The following is a 13,081-nucleotide window of genomic DNA, read 5'->3' on the forward strand; positions in this document are numbered from 1 at the left end:
GCACGCTTCCAACTACTTCCAGTGAACACCATGCGCACACTGCTCCGCGCTTTCCGTTCCACCGCCGTTTCTGCCTTGGCCCTACTGCGCGTGCTCGCGCGCTGGACTGCCATCACTGTCTTGGTTCTTATGCTGGCCATGTTTGCAATGCTGCTGGGCGCGCGCGCTGTGCTGCGCCCCAGCCCCGGTGACTGGACCACCACCGTGCGGGTCGGTCCCCTGCAAGTTGACGTGGGCGTGGCCGCGCTGATTCAGTGGGGCACCACGCCGTGGATTGCGCAGCAGTTGCATGGCCGCACACTCCCCACCCGCATGGGCGATCTGCATGTGGCGTGGGACGCTAAGCGCCAGGAACTCAGCTTGCACTGCGACCCCTGCGTGGTGCGCAGCAGCAGCTGGGGCCCCGAGCCCGTGCGCCTGGCAGACGCCCGCATGACCGTGCATCGCAATGCGACCGATCTCAAAGGCACACTGAGCAGTGGCGCTGTGCATGCCCTGTGGCGCGGCACAGTGCGGCCCCATGGGCTTACGCTGCACATCACCCTGCCCGACACGCCGGTGCGCGATGCCTATGCCCTGTTTGCGGGCTCTATCCCTGAGCTGGCCTACGCACATATAGACGGCACTATGGCCCTGCAAGCCACGCTGGAGTTGCCATCCAAAACACTGACCGTGCAACCCCGCCTGCAAGGCATGGCTGTCAACGGCCTGGGCACTGAAAGTTGGACTCTGGCCAAAAGCACGTGCGGGCGCGGACTGCCCACCACCAGTCTGGGCGCAGACAGCCTCTTGGCACGCGCCGTGATCGCCGCCGAAGACCAGCGCTTCTTTGAACACACGGGTTACGACCTGACGGAGATGACGCAGGCGCTGCACAGCAACCAAGATAGGGACGCTACGCTGCAAGGCCTTGGACGCGCAGCTCGCCCGCTGCGCGGTGCCAGCACGCTCACGCAGCAAGTCGCCAAGCTGCTGGTCACCGGCGGCGAACGATCTCCGGTGCGCAAGCTGCGCGAGCTGCTGTACGCCGTGGAAATGGAGCAAACGCTGGGCAAGGCGCGCGTCCTGCGCCTGTACCTAGACTATGCCCCATGGGGTGCGACGGTCTGCGGTGCACAGGCGGCAGCCCACGCTTACTTTGGCAAACCGGCCGGCCAGCTCACTGCGGCCCAAGCTGTGTGGCTGGCCGCCATGCTGCACAACCCCGCGCTGGAAGCCCGCCGCTGGAAAGCCACCGGCCAAATCAACCAGGCCCGCGCCCAGTGGGTGGCCAGCCACCTGCGCCCCCTGAAAAAAGCCCAGCGCGCCAAGCTCATAGATGAGATTGCCACTGCAGCATGGACGATACCGACGGGCGAAGCCAGTAACACACCCGTTCGTGCAACGCTAGCGCAGCAAACGCATTACTTGCCATCAGAGTCAAACCATTGGCTGACGGCAAGTGCACTATCGCCATAAACCATCACTACAAATTGGATAGCTGGGTGCACTTATTCCACGGGCGCTGGACGCGGTTCTCTGCAACTTCGTGCCTAAGGACCTTCAAACTCGGCACAATGCGGACCTTCGCCCACTCCACTGCGACGAGCAGACGCGCATGAACAAAAACCGACTAGAAGCCTTTAGCGACGGCGTCATTGCCATCATCATCACCATCATGGTGCTGGAATTCAAAGTACCGCATGGCGAGGCACTGGCGGACCTGCTGCCCTTGTGGCCGGTGTTTTTGAGCTATGTGCTGAGCTTTGTGTACGTGGGCATTTACTGGAACAACCACCACCATTTGTTGCACGCGGTGAAGAAGGTGAATGGCACCATGCTGTGGGCCAATCTCAACCTCTTGTTTTGGCTCTCGCTCATGCCATTTGCGACGGCGTGGATGGGTGAAAACCACTTTGCAACCATGCCGGTGGTGGTGTACTGCGTGGACCTGCTGATGTGTGCGCTGGCCTTTACCGTGCTCCAAAATTGCATCATTCGCCACGAAGGCCCCGACTCCGTGCTGCGCCATGCGGTAGGCGCAGACCTCAAGGGCAAAGTGTCGGTCGCCAGCTACGTGCTGGCGATTCCCTTGGCACTACTGGGCTACCCTGGGTGGTCAGGCGTGTTGGTAGGCCTGGTCGCCTGCATCTGGTTTGTCCCCGACACCCGGATTGAAAAGGTACTGAACGAGCGCTAACAGACCTTCGCTATTAGCACTCTCAATTTTATAGCAGCTTGCCCTTATTAAACGGGGGCTAGCAGCCAATTTAGGCAAGATTTTTCACTTTACGCCGGCAGTATTGTGGATGATCCGCGGAAGCGGTGGAGTCATTGACAGCGCCGATCACAACGATGACCGGAGTGTTGGCGGGCAACCCTATCTGATGAAGGCGGCAGATTTTTTGAAGCACGGCGGCCACACGCCACCGTCACGGGACTGACATACCAGTGCCCAACAATTAGCCCCTACATTTTCTAGGGGCTAATTCCGTGGATCGTCGTCGTTTTCTGAACACCGGTTCTGTGCTGAGTGGTGCTGGCTTGCTGGCGCCGGCTGTGGTGTTGGCACAGGCTGCACCCGCAGTGATCACACGCGACGCCATGCGCCCGCAGATGGCCCACGGCATCCAAAGTGGCGACCCCAAGGCTGACGGCGCCATCATCTGGACGCGCAGCGACCGCCCTGCACGCCTGTGGGTGGAATGGGCCACGACCGCCAGCTTCGCCAATGCCACGCGCGTGCGCGGCCCCCACATGCTGGAAGACACAGACTTCACGGGCCGCGTGGACCTGAGCCACTTGCCCGCTGGCCAAGAGATTTTTTACCGCGTGGTGCTGCAAGATTTGCACAACGAACGCGTGTTGTCTGAGGCAATGAACGGCCACTTGCGTTTGCCTGCAGTCGCGGGCAGTACAGCGGTGCGTGATGTGCGCTTTACCTGGAGCGGGGACACGGCGGGCCAGGGCTGGGGTATCAACGAGGCTTGGGGCGGCATGAAGATTTACGAGCAAATGCGCAAGGTCGGCCCCGACTTTTTCTTGCACTGCGGAGACACCATTTACGCCGATGGCCCGATGGCTGCACAAGTCAAGCTGCCCGATGGCAGCCTATGGACCAACTTAGTCACCGAAGACGTGAGCAAGGTTGCGGAAACCTTGAACGAGTACCGGGGTCGCTACCGCTACAACCTGATGGACGCAAACGTGCGCCGCATGGCAGCCGATGTGCCCCAAATCTGGCAGTGGGATGACCATGAGGTGAGCAATAACTGGTCTGACTCCAAAGACGTAAGCGGTGACCCACGCTACACCGAGAAAAACGTGCCCTTGCTGGTGGCCCGCGCCACCAAGGCCTTCCACGAATACGCACCGCTGCGCCGCACTGCGGATGCAGAGAGCGAGCGCGTTTACCGCCATCTACCCCAAGGCCCCTTGCTGGACATGTTCGTGGTGGACATGCGCAGCTACCGTGGCCCTAACAGCGCCAACCTGCAAACGGTGGAAAACGAGGAAAGCGCCTTCATGGGTCGCCCGCAAATTGCTTGGCTGCTAGACGGCCTCAAGCGCTCCAAGGCCACCTGGAAGGTGATTGCTGCGGACATGCCCATTGGCCTGCACGTGGGTGATGGCAAAACGGCCCAAGGACAAGACAAATGGGAAGCCATTGCCAATGGTGACGACGGCACTCCTTTGGGGCGTGAGCTGGAAATTGCCCGCCTGCTGCGCGAGATCAAGCGTGCCCACATCAAAAACGTGGTGTGGCTGACCGCTGACGTGCACTACACGGCCGCCCACTACTTTGACCCAAGCAAAGCCAAGTTCACCGACTTTGCACCCTTCTGGGAATTTGTGTCTGGCCCACTGAACGCAGGTGGCTTTGGCCCCAACAAAACCGATGCCACCTTTGGCATGCAAGTGATGTACCAGAAAGCCCCGGCGGAGGCGAATGCCCCACCGAGCAGCGGCATGCAGTTCTTTGGCCAGGTGGACATTGACGCCAAAACCAAGGCCATGACCGTCACGCTCAAAGACTTGGCAGGCGCCTCACTGTACGCCAAGACATTGGCACCGCAACATGCCTAAACCCCAACGCAATTGCCCACTATGAACCTACCCTACCCTCCAGCCCCATCGCAGCGCAGGCTCACGACGCTCCGTGCTGTGATGGCCGTCACTGCCGCGCTGTGGTTTGGCGCTTTGCATGCCCAAACCACAGCGACTAGCCCCAGCCAGGACTTACCAGAAATCAAGTTTCGCGACTTCTTCCGCAGCAGCAGTAAAGCCGGAGGTTTGGAGCTAGGCGACGCCTTGCTGCAGGCCAAAGGCACAAGCGCGCGCCTGGTGGGCTACATGGTGAAGCAAGAAACCCCGTCACTGGGACGCTTCATGCTCACACCCCGCCCCGTGCAGATGAGTGAACATGCCGATGGCGAGGCCGACGACTTGCCTGTCGCCACGGTAATGGTGTATCTGGACCCCAGTCAATCGGCGTGGGTCGTACCGCATACCCGGGGCCTGATTGAAGTGCGTGGCGTAGTCGATGTGGGCCGTTTTGAAGAAAAAGATGGCCGCGTCTCTTGGATACGCATGCAACTTGCACCTGAGGCCACCAAGGGCATGAACCCCATGGAACTTGCCATGTACTTGCACAACCAGCAGCACCAGCACTAGGCGCAGCCCATACACAGCCACCCTCAGTTTCTCGTCTCGAAGTCCTTGTTCATCCACGTATCGCTTTTTTTCCATCGACCTTTGTATGACACCTAAACCACTATTCCCCCTTGCGCGCCTTGCCTTTGGCTTGTGCGCACTTGCCACCTTGAGCGCGCACGCCGCGCCCAGCGTGAGCCGCCTGACGCCACCCAGCGAGCTGTTTAGCAGCGGCCAAGCGGCCCCGGTGATTGCCCGCTTTTTGCCCGGACAGCGCTTTGACCTGCAAGCCACACTGCGCCCCGATGACGCGGGAAAAACCATCACCGCAGCGCAATTTGCGATTGACGGCAAACCCGTCAAAGCCACGGTGGCCCTGAAAGCCTGCGGAAAAGACTGCTTGAATGGCGTGCCTGGCAATGCCACCATCGCCACCCTGCGCGCTGCCAGTGCAGACAAGCCTGGTGTGCACACCTTTACGGTGAGTGGCACGCAAAGCGACGGCCAAACCGTCACCGCCCAAGGCAACTTTGAAGTGGTGGCCTTGCTACCAGGCGGCCAAAAGGTGAAGAACATCATCATCATGCTGGGTGACGGTATGGGCGCTGCGCAGCGCACGGCAGCACGCATCGTGGCGGGCGGCTATGCCCAGGGCAAAAATATCACCCCTTTGGCGATGGACACCTTCCCAGTCACAGCCATGGTGAAGACCGCCTCGCTGAACTCAGTGGTGACTGACTCGGCGCCTGGCATGACCGGCTACGTGTCTGGCAACAAAAACAACAACAACGAAGAAGGTGTGTTCCCTGACGACACCACGGACCCGTTTGACAACCCCCGTATCGAGTACCTGAGCGAATACCTGCACCGCACCCAAGGCAAGGCGCTGGGCGTGGTAACCACAGCCGACGTGTTCGATGCCACCCCTGCAGGCAATGCGGTGCACACCAGCAACCGGGGTGCTGGCACCGGCATCGTGGACCAATTTTTGGATGACCGTGGCAACACCGGCCTGACCGTGCTCATGGGCGGCGGACGCAAATGGTTTGTGCCCTCCACCGTGCCGGGCTCTGCCCGTGGCGACAAAACCGACTACGCCTTTTCCTCCACCGACGACCACACCGCTGAAATCGTGAAGCGCTGGGGTGCTGCTGCCGGCGCCTTGGACAAAGACCGTGACTTGCTGGGTGACTTCAAGTCTGCAGGCTTTGCCTATGCGGGTGACAAGACTGGCTTGGACGCGATCGACGCCAGCAAAACAGAGCGCCTTTTGGGCCTGTTTGCCCACTCCAACATGAACGTGGCCTTGGACAAGATGGATGGCCGTCGCAACAAGGCGCGCGGCATCAGCGGCCGCGTGGTGGACGACTACGGCTTCCCTGACCAACCGATGTTGGACGAGATGACTGCCAAGGCCCTGAGCGTGCTGGAGCGCCAAAAGAAAGGCTTTGTATTGATGGTGGAAGGCGCGTCTATCGACAAGCAAGCCCACAACATGGACACCGAGCGCTGGATGTTGGACACCATCGAGTTTGACCGCGCCATCAAGCTAGCCCAAGAGTTCGCACGCAAGAACGGCGACACCTTGGTCATTGTGACGGCTGACCACGAATGCTCTGGCGCCGCGTTGATTGGAGGCTCCCGCGTGACCGATGCCCGCTTGCAAGAGTTGGTGCGTGAAGGCGGTGTGGCCAACTTGCGCGACAAAGTGGTGGGCATTTACGAACAAGCCGGCTTCCCCAAGTACAAAATCTCAGGCGACGGCTACCCCGAAACCACCGACATCGACTACAAGTTGCTGGTGGCCTATGGTGCCAACTCGGACCGCTATGAAGACTACCGCACCAACGACCGCCCCCTGCAAGACAGCCAACAGCCTTTTGTGAAGAAAGAGCCTTTATCGGCTTACCCTGCCACTCCCCTGGCACGCGATGTGGACGGCAAGTTCATGGTCACCGGCCAAGTGCCTGGCGAGAGCGCGGTACACACTGCCACCGACATCCCCTTGTCGGCCTTTGGCCCAGGTGCCTATAGCTTTACTGGCGTGATTGACAACACCGACGTGTTCTTCAAACTCGCCCAAGCCGCCACCAAAGGCGTGGTGCTGCCAGAAGGATTGGTCGCAAGCCTGCGGACGAAAGCCCCAGCGCCTGCTAAGAAGTAAGCGGACGCCTTAGCCCGGCTAAGCCATCAGCCCACATCCCTGCAATAGCGGGGTTGTGGGCTGCGTCATTTCAGGGTCTTAACCCGCTGGAGGTACCACGCTAGGCGTTGCGCCGACTTCGGACCCTCGCATCGGAGGCATAGCCACCTGCCCTATTCGCTATTTTTTAGATAGCTGACAACGCACTATTCATGGGCGCCACCGCCAGATTAGCCGATACGATTTAGCTAGCAAGGCAGTGTTTCAAGGCAGCGGCCACATCGCCATAGGCAAAGCGGTAGCCTGACCCCAGCAAACGCGTGGGCGCCACGCGCTGGCCCTCAAGCAACAAGCCCGCTTGCTCCCCCATGAGCACGCGTAACACCCAAGCGGGCGTAGGTAGGGGCAAGGCCCAGCTGCGGTGCATGGCCTGGGCTGCGACTTGCATGAACATGTGTTGGCTGCACGCTTGCGGGGCGGTGAGGTTGTAGACGCCTTGAGCCTGCATAGCAGGCAAGCGCATGAGATGGGCGACAGCACCCAACACATCGGCCAAATGCACCCAACTTACCACCTGTTGACCGTTGCCCAACTGGCCGCCCACGCCTAGGCGCAATGGCAAGACCATTTTGGGCAAAGCCCCCTGCCCCGTGCTACACGGCCCCAGCACCACGCCAATGCGCAGCAAGGCCAACGGCACGCCCATGGCCTGCACCGCCTTGGCGCTGGCCTCCCAGGCTTGGCACAGCTCAGACATGAAGATGGCTTGCGGTGCAGCGTCTTCCGCCAACTCAGTGCGGTCACCCTGGGCTTGCACGCCGTAAAACCCAATGGCAGAGCCAGAAATCATGAGCCGAGGCTTGGTGTGCGCGCGCTGCAGCCATGCTACCAAGGCGTCAGTTACGCCGCTGCGGCTGGCCAGCAACACCGCCTTGCGAGCCGCCGTCCACCGCGGCCCCACCACCGGTTCACCCGCGAGGTTGATGACCACGTCAAATGCGCTTTGCACTGACAGGGCATCAAAGTTTGAGAACGTGACCACCTGACTCCCCAATACCGCTTGCGCCTTGCCGGGGTTGCGCGTCAACACGGTCACGCTGTGGCCGTCCGCCAGCAAGGCTTTGCACAAAGCGCTGCCTATGAACCCGGTGCCCCCGGTGATGAGTACACGTTGTGGTGTGGGGAAAAAATGCAAACCCGCAGCTTGTGCCATGGCAAACCTTTCATGCGTATCAGTGCGCAGTCCGCATGGTGGCAGAAGCAGACCGTGTCAGTCTTGCCACTGCGCAATACCCGCACGGCGATGGCGGTTGGGCGCATAAAAAAAGCCCAAGCAGGCTTGGGCTTTTGAACGGCGTGCGCACCGCACGCGCAGGGAGACCGAAACGGTCTACATCAGGCCTTCTTGGCCCAGGCGCTGCACCAGCCTTTGCCAGCCACTTGTTTGCCCGCAAACAAGGGGCAGCCACCTGCTGCATCACTGGCTTTGCCTTGGAACAAGGCACAGCTATGGCAGTTTTGGCCCGCTGCGTACTTGGGATATTTGGTTTTGTCGGTCTTGGTGGCGTCCGCAAAATAACCCAAGGCCTTGGCTTGTGGGTCGGCTTCCGTCAACGCGGCTTGCGCGAAGGCGGTGTTGCACAGGCTGGCGCACGCTACCAGGCCAGCGCCGCTAAGAGATTGGATTACAAAGGTTCTACGGTTAGTGGTCATGGTGATTCTCTCCAACTCGCATCGGCCACGTTACACGCCGATGGAAACGCCAATATGAGCGCAGCTGGAATTTACCGGGACCCCAATACCCTAGTGTTGCGCTATGTCAAGAGTGACCAGAAATTGGCACCCCACCCCATGGGCGCCCGGCAGCAATACCACATGGCCGCCCAAGCGTTTGCAAGCTTGCCGCACGATCGCCAAACCTAGGCCAGCGCCCGGTGCCGCGTGGTCTAGCCCACGATGAAACCGCTCAAACACCAGCTCGCGCTGCTCGGCGGGAATACCGGGGCCGTTGTCCGACACGGACAGTACGACCTGCCGCCCGTTGTGCACCAGGCTGACGTCGACTTTGCCGCCCTGCTGCACATAGCGAATCGCATTGCCCACCAAGTTGTGCAAGATGGACTTGAACGTTTGCCGCTCGGTCGTGACCACCAAACGGTCGGGCGCATCGAGTCCCAGTTCGATGTTGCGCTGCATGGCGCTGGGCACCAACGCGGCCAACTCGCTACGCACATCCTGGGCAAGGTCCAGGGGCGCTAGGGTGGTGACGCGCTCACCGCCCACATGGGCCAATTGCAACAACTGCCCCACCAAATGCGAGGCCCGAGCCAAGGCCGCATCTAGATGGTCTTCTGCCTCGCTGCGTGTTTCGGGGTCTTGTGCCATCCGCAGCACATGGGCTTGGGCAGACACCACCGCCATAGGCGTGCGCAGTTCATGCGCGGCCTCTTGCACAAACGCGGTTTCACGCTCCACTTTGTGGCGCAACTTGTCTAACATGCTGTCCAAGGCCTGTTGCAGGGGCTGCAACTCGGCGTAGCGGGTGTCAATACCCGTGGGTGCCAAATCATTGGGGCTGCGGGCCGCGATATGGGCTGACATCAGCTGCAAAGGGCGCAATCCGCGCCGCACGGCAATCCACATCACCAGTGAAATCAAGGTGAAGGCAATCACCATATACGGCAGCAGGTCCAAGGCGATGGCCCGCAAAGCCCAGCCCAGCTCCAGCCTGGGGTGTGCAACCACCAAGGTCCATTGCGGCAGCTCGGTGCGTGCCACATACACCGGGCGACCACCTGCGGTTTCTTCGGTGAGATGGTCCACATGCCCCGTGAGCTGCGCATGTTCCAGCGAAGCATGCGCATAGACCAAGCGGCCATCCTTGTCCCACAACTGAATCAGCAAGGCCAAGGGCACCTGTTCCTCGTCAAAAATCTTGTTTTGAATATCGGCCAAGCCCTTCACCAAGGCACGGGCTTGGTCAGGGTCTTGCACAGAGGCCAACGACTCTGCCACATAGCGGCCAAAGGTACGGGACTTGGCGTCAATATCGTGGAAGTTACGCCAGTAGGAGTAGGCAATCAGCGCGTCCCAGACCAAGAAAAAAACCAGGAACAGGCCCAGCATCACCCGCTTGACCAGCGTGGGGCGCCACCAGATTTTCATGACTGAAACATGTAGCCCACGCCCCGCACCGTACTAATGCGATGGGCACCTATCTTGCGCCGCAAATTGGACATATGAACCTCCAAAGTGGGAAAGTCTACCGGGTCGCCCAGTGGCTCTAGCCGCTGCGCCAATACCCCTTTGGGTACCACCACGCTAGGCTCGCGGGCCAGCTCCAGCAAGATGCGGTACTCGCGCGGCGACAAGTCCAACTCGATGCCATCAAGCATGGCCAGATGCTTGCGGGGCAAAATGCACAGATTAGCAAAGGTCCACACCTCGCTGGCTTGGCGGGCCGAGCGGCGGCACACCGCGCGAATGCGTGAGATCAGCTCCGCAGTGGCAAAGGGTTTCACCACAAAGTCGTCAGCACCCCCATCCAGCCCTGCCAAGCGGTCTTCCAGACCTGAACGCGCCGTAATCACCACAATGGGTACAGCGATGTCTTGCCGGCGCCAGCGTTGCAGCAGGTCAAAGCCACTGCCATCGGGCAAGGTGAGGTCTAGCAAGACGCAGCCATACGCGGTGTTGTCAAAGCTGCGCGGCGCGTCCACCACGCGGCGCAGCCACTCACTGGTGAGCCCCTCCGCTTTGAGCGCCTGCTGCAGCGCTCGGCCTAGGTCCAAGTCGTCTTCAATCAACAAAATGTGCATGGCGGGATTATGGTTTTGCAACCTTTGCGCAAGCTAAAGAGGGCAACACCCCATCTTAAGACAGCGCCAAGGTCGCGCGCACCACAATCTGCCTCCATCACCGTATCCCTCGGAGGAAGACTTGAGGTCATTGAAAAGTTTGAAATGCATGGCGCAAGCTGCTGGCACGTTTACCGCGCGGGCCAAGGGCCAAGCACTCGGGCTGGCCGCCACTGCCCCACTTGCCGATGCGGCGTTACAAGCCCAGATCGAGGCACGTTACCAAGGCGACTTGAGCGGCGCGTGTGCCATGGCCGCGGTAAGTCTTTGAAGAAGACAAACAGCGGTATGTGCAAGGCACAGGGCAAGGGCCTGTGGCGGTGGAGCTTGGAGACGTGGACCACGTGAAAGCCCCTGGTTTTGACGCTGTCATCCATTTCAAGCGAAATTCGCTAGGCGCCGTAACCCCATGGAACCTAAGCCAGCGCGGCAATGTGATGGAGGCACCCCAGTTACCGTAATACAAAACTTCCCCCAGGTTGGTGCGGCGTCAGGCCGCACCTTTTTTCTTACTGAACCATGGCCTACAGGCCTCTTACAACTACGTCTCTCGCACCATGAAACTGTCTTTCTCGCATCAACATCGCCACGTCTCCCTCTTCTTCAAAGGCCTTTTACTCACCCTCGCCCTTCCCTGCGCGGCGGCTTGGGCACAAGCCGATGGCAAGGCACCAGCGGGCAGGCCCAGTTCTGGCGGCTTTATTGGCGTGGGCGTGGGGTCTGGCCCCACGTACCCAGGCTCTGACCAACAGCGCACGGCCGCTGTACCCATTGGTGAATACCGCTGGGCCAACGGTGTGTATGTGGGCGGCAGAGATGGGCTACTGGGCGTGCAAATGAGCGCCACACAGCAGCTGCAACTGGGCTTGGCCATTGGCATGGACACAGGCCGCAAAGAGTCAGACTCTAGCTACCTCGCTGGCATGGGCGACATTGCCGCCAAAGGCACCTTGAACGCCTACGCCAAGCTTGCACTGTCTGAACAGTGGGGCCTAAGCTCCAGCGTCCAACTGGGGGCTGGCAGTGCGGGCAAAGGAGGCTTGCTCAACCTAGGTGCCAGCTACAGCATCCCCGTGGCACCCAGCACACACCTGAGTTTGAACGCAGGTGCCACGCTAGCCAATGCCGACTACATGCAAGACTACTTTGGAGTGAACAGCACCCAGGCCAGCGCCAGTGGCTACAAGAGCTACACACCCTCGGCAGGTCTGCGCGATGTGAGCGTGGGCCTAGGGCTGCACCACCAGTTCGACCGCAATTGGATGCTGATCGGCGGGCTCACCAGCACCAGCTTGTCCAACGCAGCCAAGGACAGCCCGCTGGTGCGCAAGTCCACCAGCCAAAATGCGTTTGTGGCGGTGGCCTACAGCTTCTAGCATCTATGGCGCAGCCTGCTTCGACAAAACCTGGCAGCGTCAAAGCACTATAGTTTTGATAGCTGCTTACGCCTATTCCATGGGCGCAAGCGCCCTATTTAGCCTATCTTCTGAGCAAACAGGGTTTTGGCTTGCTCCTGCAGAGGCTCCAGCTTGGCCTTTAGAGCGCATGAAATATGCGCGAGCAGCTCCTGATTCCGGCATGAGCACATCAAGTAAGAGTAGTGTGGGCTTCACCTTGACTGCCAAGTCCAGCCCTCTTTTGCCACTGTTGGCGACCCTGACCAAATACTTGGACTGGAGCATGTCACTCATCACCATGAGCATGGTCGGCGTGTCACCCACCACAAGTATCAGTGGGCGATGGATGTCAGGTAAGGCAGTTAGAGGGTTGATTTCCAGCATGCAATCTGTGGGCCTGTGGCACTCGTTTCCAGTGACTACGCTCGCTCATTGCAAGTGTGTTGGCATTCCAACTTGACCGCCCCAATAATTTAGGACTCCATTAGTCAGCGGTCGGGTAACCGTTCGTCAACGCAACAGTTCGTGTGATCAGGCAGTCTCGTCAGCACGCCCTTGATTGAGTTACGCCCATGGTTCATTCCCACGCAGCTTTGCATATGGCTGCGAATCCATCACAACTGCAACGCGTGGTCAGGCCAGTTCACAGCCGGCGAAAAGCCTTGCTTTTCTGCCCAACCCCAACAACCTCGCTAGATTCTCAATTTGGTTGTTATGTATCAACACCGCGACTTTTTACAAGTGGCGAGCGAAATTTGGAGGGATGGACAACTCCCTGATGCCGCGAATGAAGGGACTCCAAGAAGAGAACCGGCGGCTCAAGAAGATGTGCGTTGGCAGCGACCCCGAGCCGGACTACATCAGCCTGAAGATGCAGGAACGGGCAAAACTCCGAGGTCTTCAGTTGCAATGCATACCACCCGGCAACCCGCAGCAAAACGCTTATGTCGAGCGGTTCAATCGCACACTGCGATATGGCAAACCTGCTGGCAAGACGAGACTTGTAACTCTTCGCTTACAAAGATTGCCGCGCAATTCAGAAGCTGAAAGAC

The 13,081-nt window shown here is 59.8% G+C and carries 12 protein-coding genes and 2 pseudogenes; 10 read left to right on the forward strand and 4 right to left on the reverse strand.

From position 1 onward, the window contains the following. Nucleotides 1–30 precede the first annotated feature (30 nt). The 5 genes from EXZ61_RS14835 to EXZ61_RS14855 all read left to right on the forward strand — a co-directional run bounded on the left by EXZ61_RS14835 (nucleotide 31) and on the right by EXZ61_RS14855 (nucleotide 6,796). A complete protein-coding gene (locus EXZ61_RS14835) occupies nucleotides 31–1,458 on the forward strand; it encodes a biosynthetic peptidoglycan transglycosylase (protein ID WP_142812504.1) in 1,428 nt (475 codons plus the stop codon). A 139-nt stretch (nucleotides 1,459–1,597) separates the two neighbouring features. Beyond that, the gene (locus EXZ61_RS14840; RefSeq protein WP_142812505.1) at nucleotides 1,598–2,179 is read left to right on the forward strand and encodes a TMEM175 family protein; all 582 of its coding nucleotides are present in this window, start codon (nucleotides 1,598–1,600) and stop codon (nucleotides 2,177–2,179) included. A gap of 293 nt (nucleotides 2,180–2,472) precedes the next feature. Beyond that, entirely contained in the window at nucleotides 2,473–4,065 is a 1,593-nt protein-coding gene (locus EXZ61_RS14845) for an alkaline phosphatase D family protein (protein ID WP_342590553.1), read from the forward strand. 21 nt (nucleotides 4,066–4,086) lie between these two features. Beyond that, nucleotides 4,087–4,653, forward strand: a complete 567-nt coding sequence (locus tag EXZ61_RS14850) for a hypothetical protein (protein ID WP_142812506.1) — start codon at nucleotides 4,087–4,089, stop codon at nucleotides 4,651–4,653. Between the two features lie 85 nt (nucleotides 4,654–4,738). Then, complete coding sequence (locus EXZ61_RS14855; RefSeq protein ID WP_142812507.1) at nucleotides 4,739–6,796, forward strand: alkaline phosphatase; 2,058 nt, start codon at nucleotides 4,739–4,741, stop codon at nucleotides 6,794–6,796. Nucleotides 6,797–7,019: 223 nt separating this feature from the next. Here EXZ61_RS14855 and EXZ61_RS14860 read toward each other — a convergent pair whose 3' ends face one another. Further along, on the reverse strand, nucleotides 7,020–7,988 hold the full coding sequence (locus EXZ61_RS14860; RefSeq protein WP_142812508.1) for a TIGR01777 family oxidoreductase: 969 nt from the start codon (nucleotides 7,986–7,988) through the stop codon (nucleotides 7,020–7,022). A gap of 12 nt (nucleotides 7,989–8,000) precedes the next feature. Here EXZ61_RS14860 and EXZ61_RS22400 point away from each other — a divergent pair, with 12 nt between their 5' ends. Further along, nucleotides 8,001–8,126: a hypothetical protein gene (locus tag EXZ61_RS22400; RefSeq protein WP_281063805.1), complete on the forward strand. Its 126-nt coding sequence runs from the start codon at nucleotides 8,001–8,003 to the stop codon at nucleotides 8,124–8,126. A 44-nt stretch (nucleotides 8,127–8,170) separates the two neighbouring features. Here EXZ61_RS22400 and EXZ61_RS14865 read toward each other — a convergent pair whose 3' ends face one another. From EXZ61_RS14865 to EXZ61_RS14875, 3 genes are all read right to left on the reverse strand, one after another. Beyond that, nucleotides 8,171–8,488, reverse strand: coding sequence for a high-potential iron-sulfur protein (locus EXZ61_RS14865; protein WP_142812509.1), 318 nt, complete (start codon nucleotides 8,486–8,488; stop codon nucleotides 8,171–8,173). 90 nt (nucleotides 8,489–8,578) lie between these two features. Continuing rightward, nucleotides 8,579–9,940, reverse strand: coding sequence for a sensor histidine kinase (locus tag EXZ61_RS14870; protein ID WP_142812510.1), 1,362 nt, complete (start codon nucleotides 9,938–9,940; stop codon nucleotides 8,579–8,581). Further along, nucleotides 9,937–10,593 carry a response regulator gene (locus EXZ61_RS14875; protein ID WP_142812511.1) on the reverse strand — a complete coding sequence of 219 codons (657 nt, stop codon included), beginning with the start codon at nucleotides 10,591–10,593 and terminating at the stop codon, nucleotides 9,937–9,939. Before EXZ61_RS14875 ends, EXZ61_RS14870 begins: the two co-directional genes overlap by 4 nt. A 130-nt stretch (nucleotides 10,594–10,723) precedes the next feature. Here EXZ61_RS14875 and EXZ61_RS14880 point away from each other — a divergent pair, with 130 nt between their 5' ends. The 4 genes and pseudogenes from EXZ61_RS14880 to EXZ61_RS22180 form a co-directional block, all read left to right on the forward strand. Further along, entirely contained in the window at nucleotides 10,724–10,903 is a 180-nt protein-coding gene (locus tag EXZ61_RS14880; protein ID WP_142812512.1) for a hypothetical protein, read from the forward strand. A 286-nt stretch (nucleotides 10,904–11,189) separates the two neighbouring features. Continuing rightward, nucleotides 11,190–12,008 (forward strand): MipA/OmpV family protein, encoded by an 819-nt coding sequence (locus EXZ61_RS14885; protein ID WP_142812513.1) that lies wholly within the window; start codon nucleotides 11,190–11,192, stop codon nucleotides 12,006–12,008. Between the two features lie 739 nt (nucleotides 12,009–12,747). Next, nucleotides 12,748–12,858 (forward strand): annotated as a pseudogene (locus tag EXZ61_RS22175) (transposase); the annotation flags it as partial. Nucleotides 12,859–12,870: 12 nt separating this feature from the next. Further along, nucleotides 12,871–13,005 (forward strand): annotated as a pseudogene (locus EXZ61_RS22180) (integrase core domain-containing protein); the annotation flags it as partial. Nucleotides 13,006–13,081: the final 76 nt, after the last annotated feature.

Source organism: Rhodoferax aquaticus (assembly GCF_006974105.1).
Classification (GTDB): domain Bacteria; phylum Pseudomonadota; class Gammaproteobacteria; order Burkholderiales; family Burkholderiaceae_C; genus Allorhodoferax; species Allorhodoferax aquaticus_A.

What these genes read in the sequence shown, in the direction of transcription:
- EXZ61_RS14850 (WP_142812506.1), top strand. Translation starts at nt 4,087, where the DNA reads ATGAACCTACCCTACCCTCCAGCCCCATCGCAGCGCAGGCTCACGACG.
- EXZ61_RS14885 (WP_142812513.1), top strand. Translation starts at nt 11,190, where the DNA reads ATGAAACTGTCTTTCTCGCATCAACATCGCCACGTCTCCCTCTTCTTC.
- EXZ61_RS14875 (WP_142812511.1), bottom strand. Translation starts at nt 10,593, where the DNA reads ATGCACATTTTGTTGATTGAAGACGACTTGGACCTAGGCCGAGCGCTG.
- EXZ61_RS14840 (WP_142812505.1), top strand. Translation starts at nt 1,598, where the DNA reads ATGAACAAAAACCGACTAGAAGCCTTTAGCGACGGCGTCATTGCCATC.
- EXZ61_RS14860 (WP_142812508.1), bottom strand. Translation starts at nt 7,988, where the DNA reads ATGGCACAAGCTGCGGGTTTGCATTTTTTCCCCACACCACAACGTGTA.
- EXZ61_RS14865 (WP_142812509.1), bottom strand. Translation starts at nt 8,488, where the DNA reads ATGACCACTAACCGTAGAACCTTTGTAATCCAATCTCTTAGCGGCGCT.
- EXZ61_RS14855 (WP_142812507.1), top strand. Translation starts at nt 4,739, where the DNA reads ATGACACCTAAACCACTATTCCCCCTTGCGCGCCTTGCCTTTGGCTTG.
- EXZ61_RS14870 (WP_142812510.1), bottom strand. Translation starts at nt 9,940, where the DNA reads ATGAAAATCTGGTGGCGCCCCACGCTGGTCAAGCGGGTGATGCTGGGC.
- EXZ61_RS22400 (WP_281063805.1), top strand. Translation starts at nt 8,001, where the DNA reads ATGCGTATCAGTGCGCAGTCCGCATGGTGGCAGAAGCAGACCGTGTCA.
- EXZ61_RS14835 (WP_142812504.1), top strand. Translation starts at nt 31, where the DNA reads ATGCGCACACTGCTCCGCGCTTTCCGTTCCACCGCCGTTTCTGCCTTG.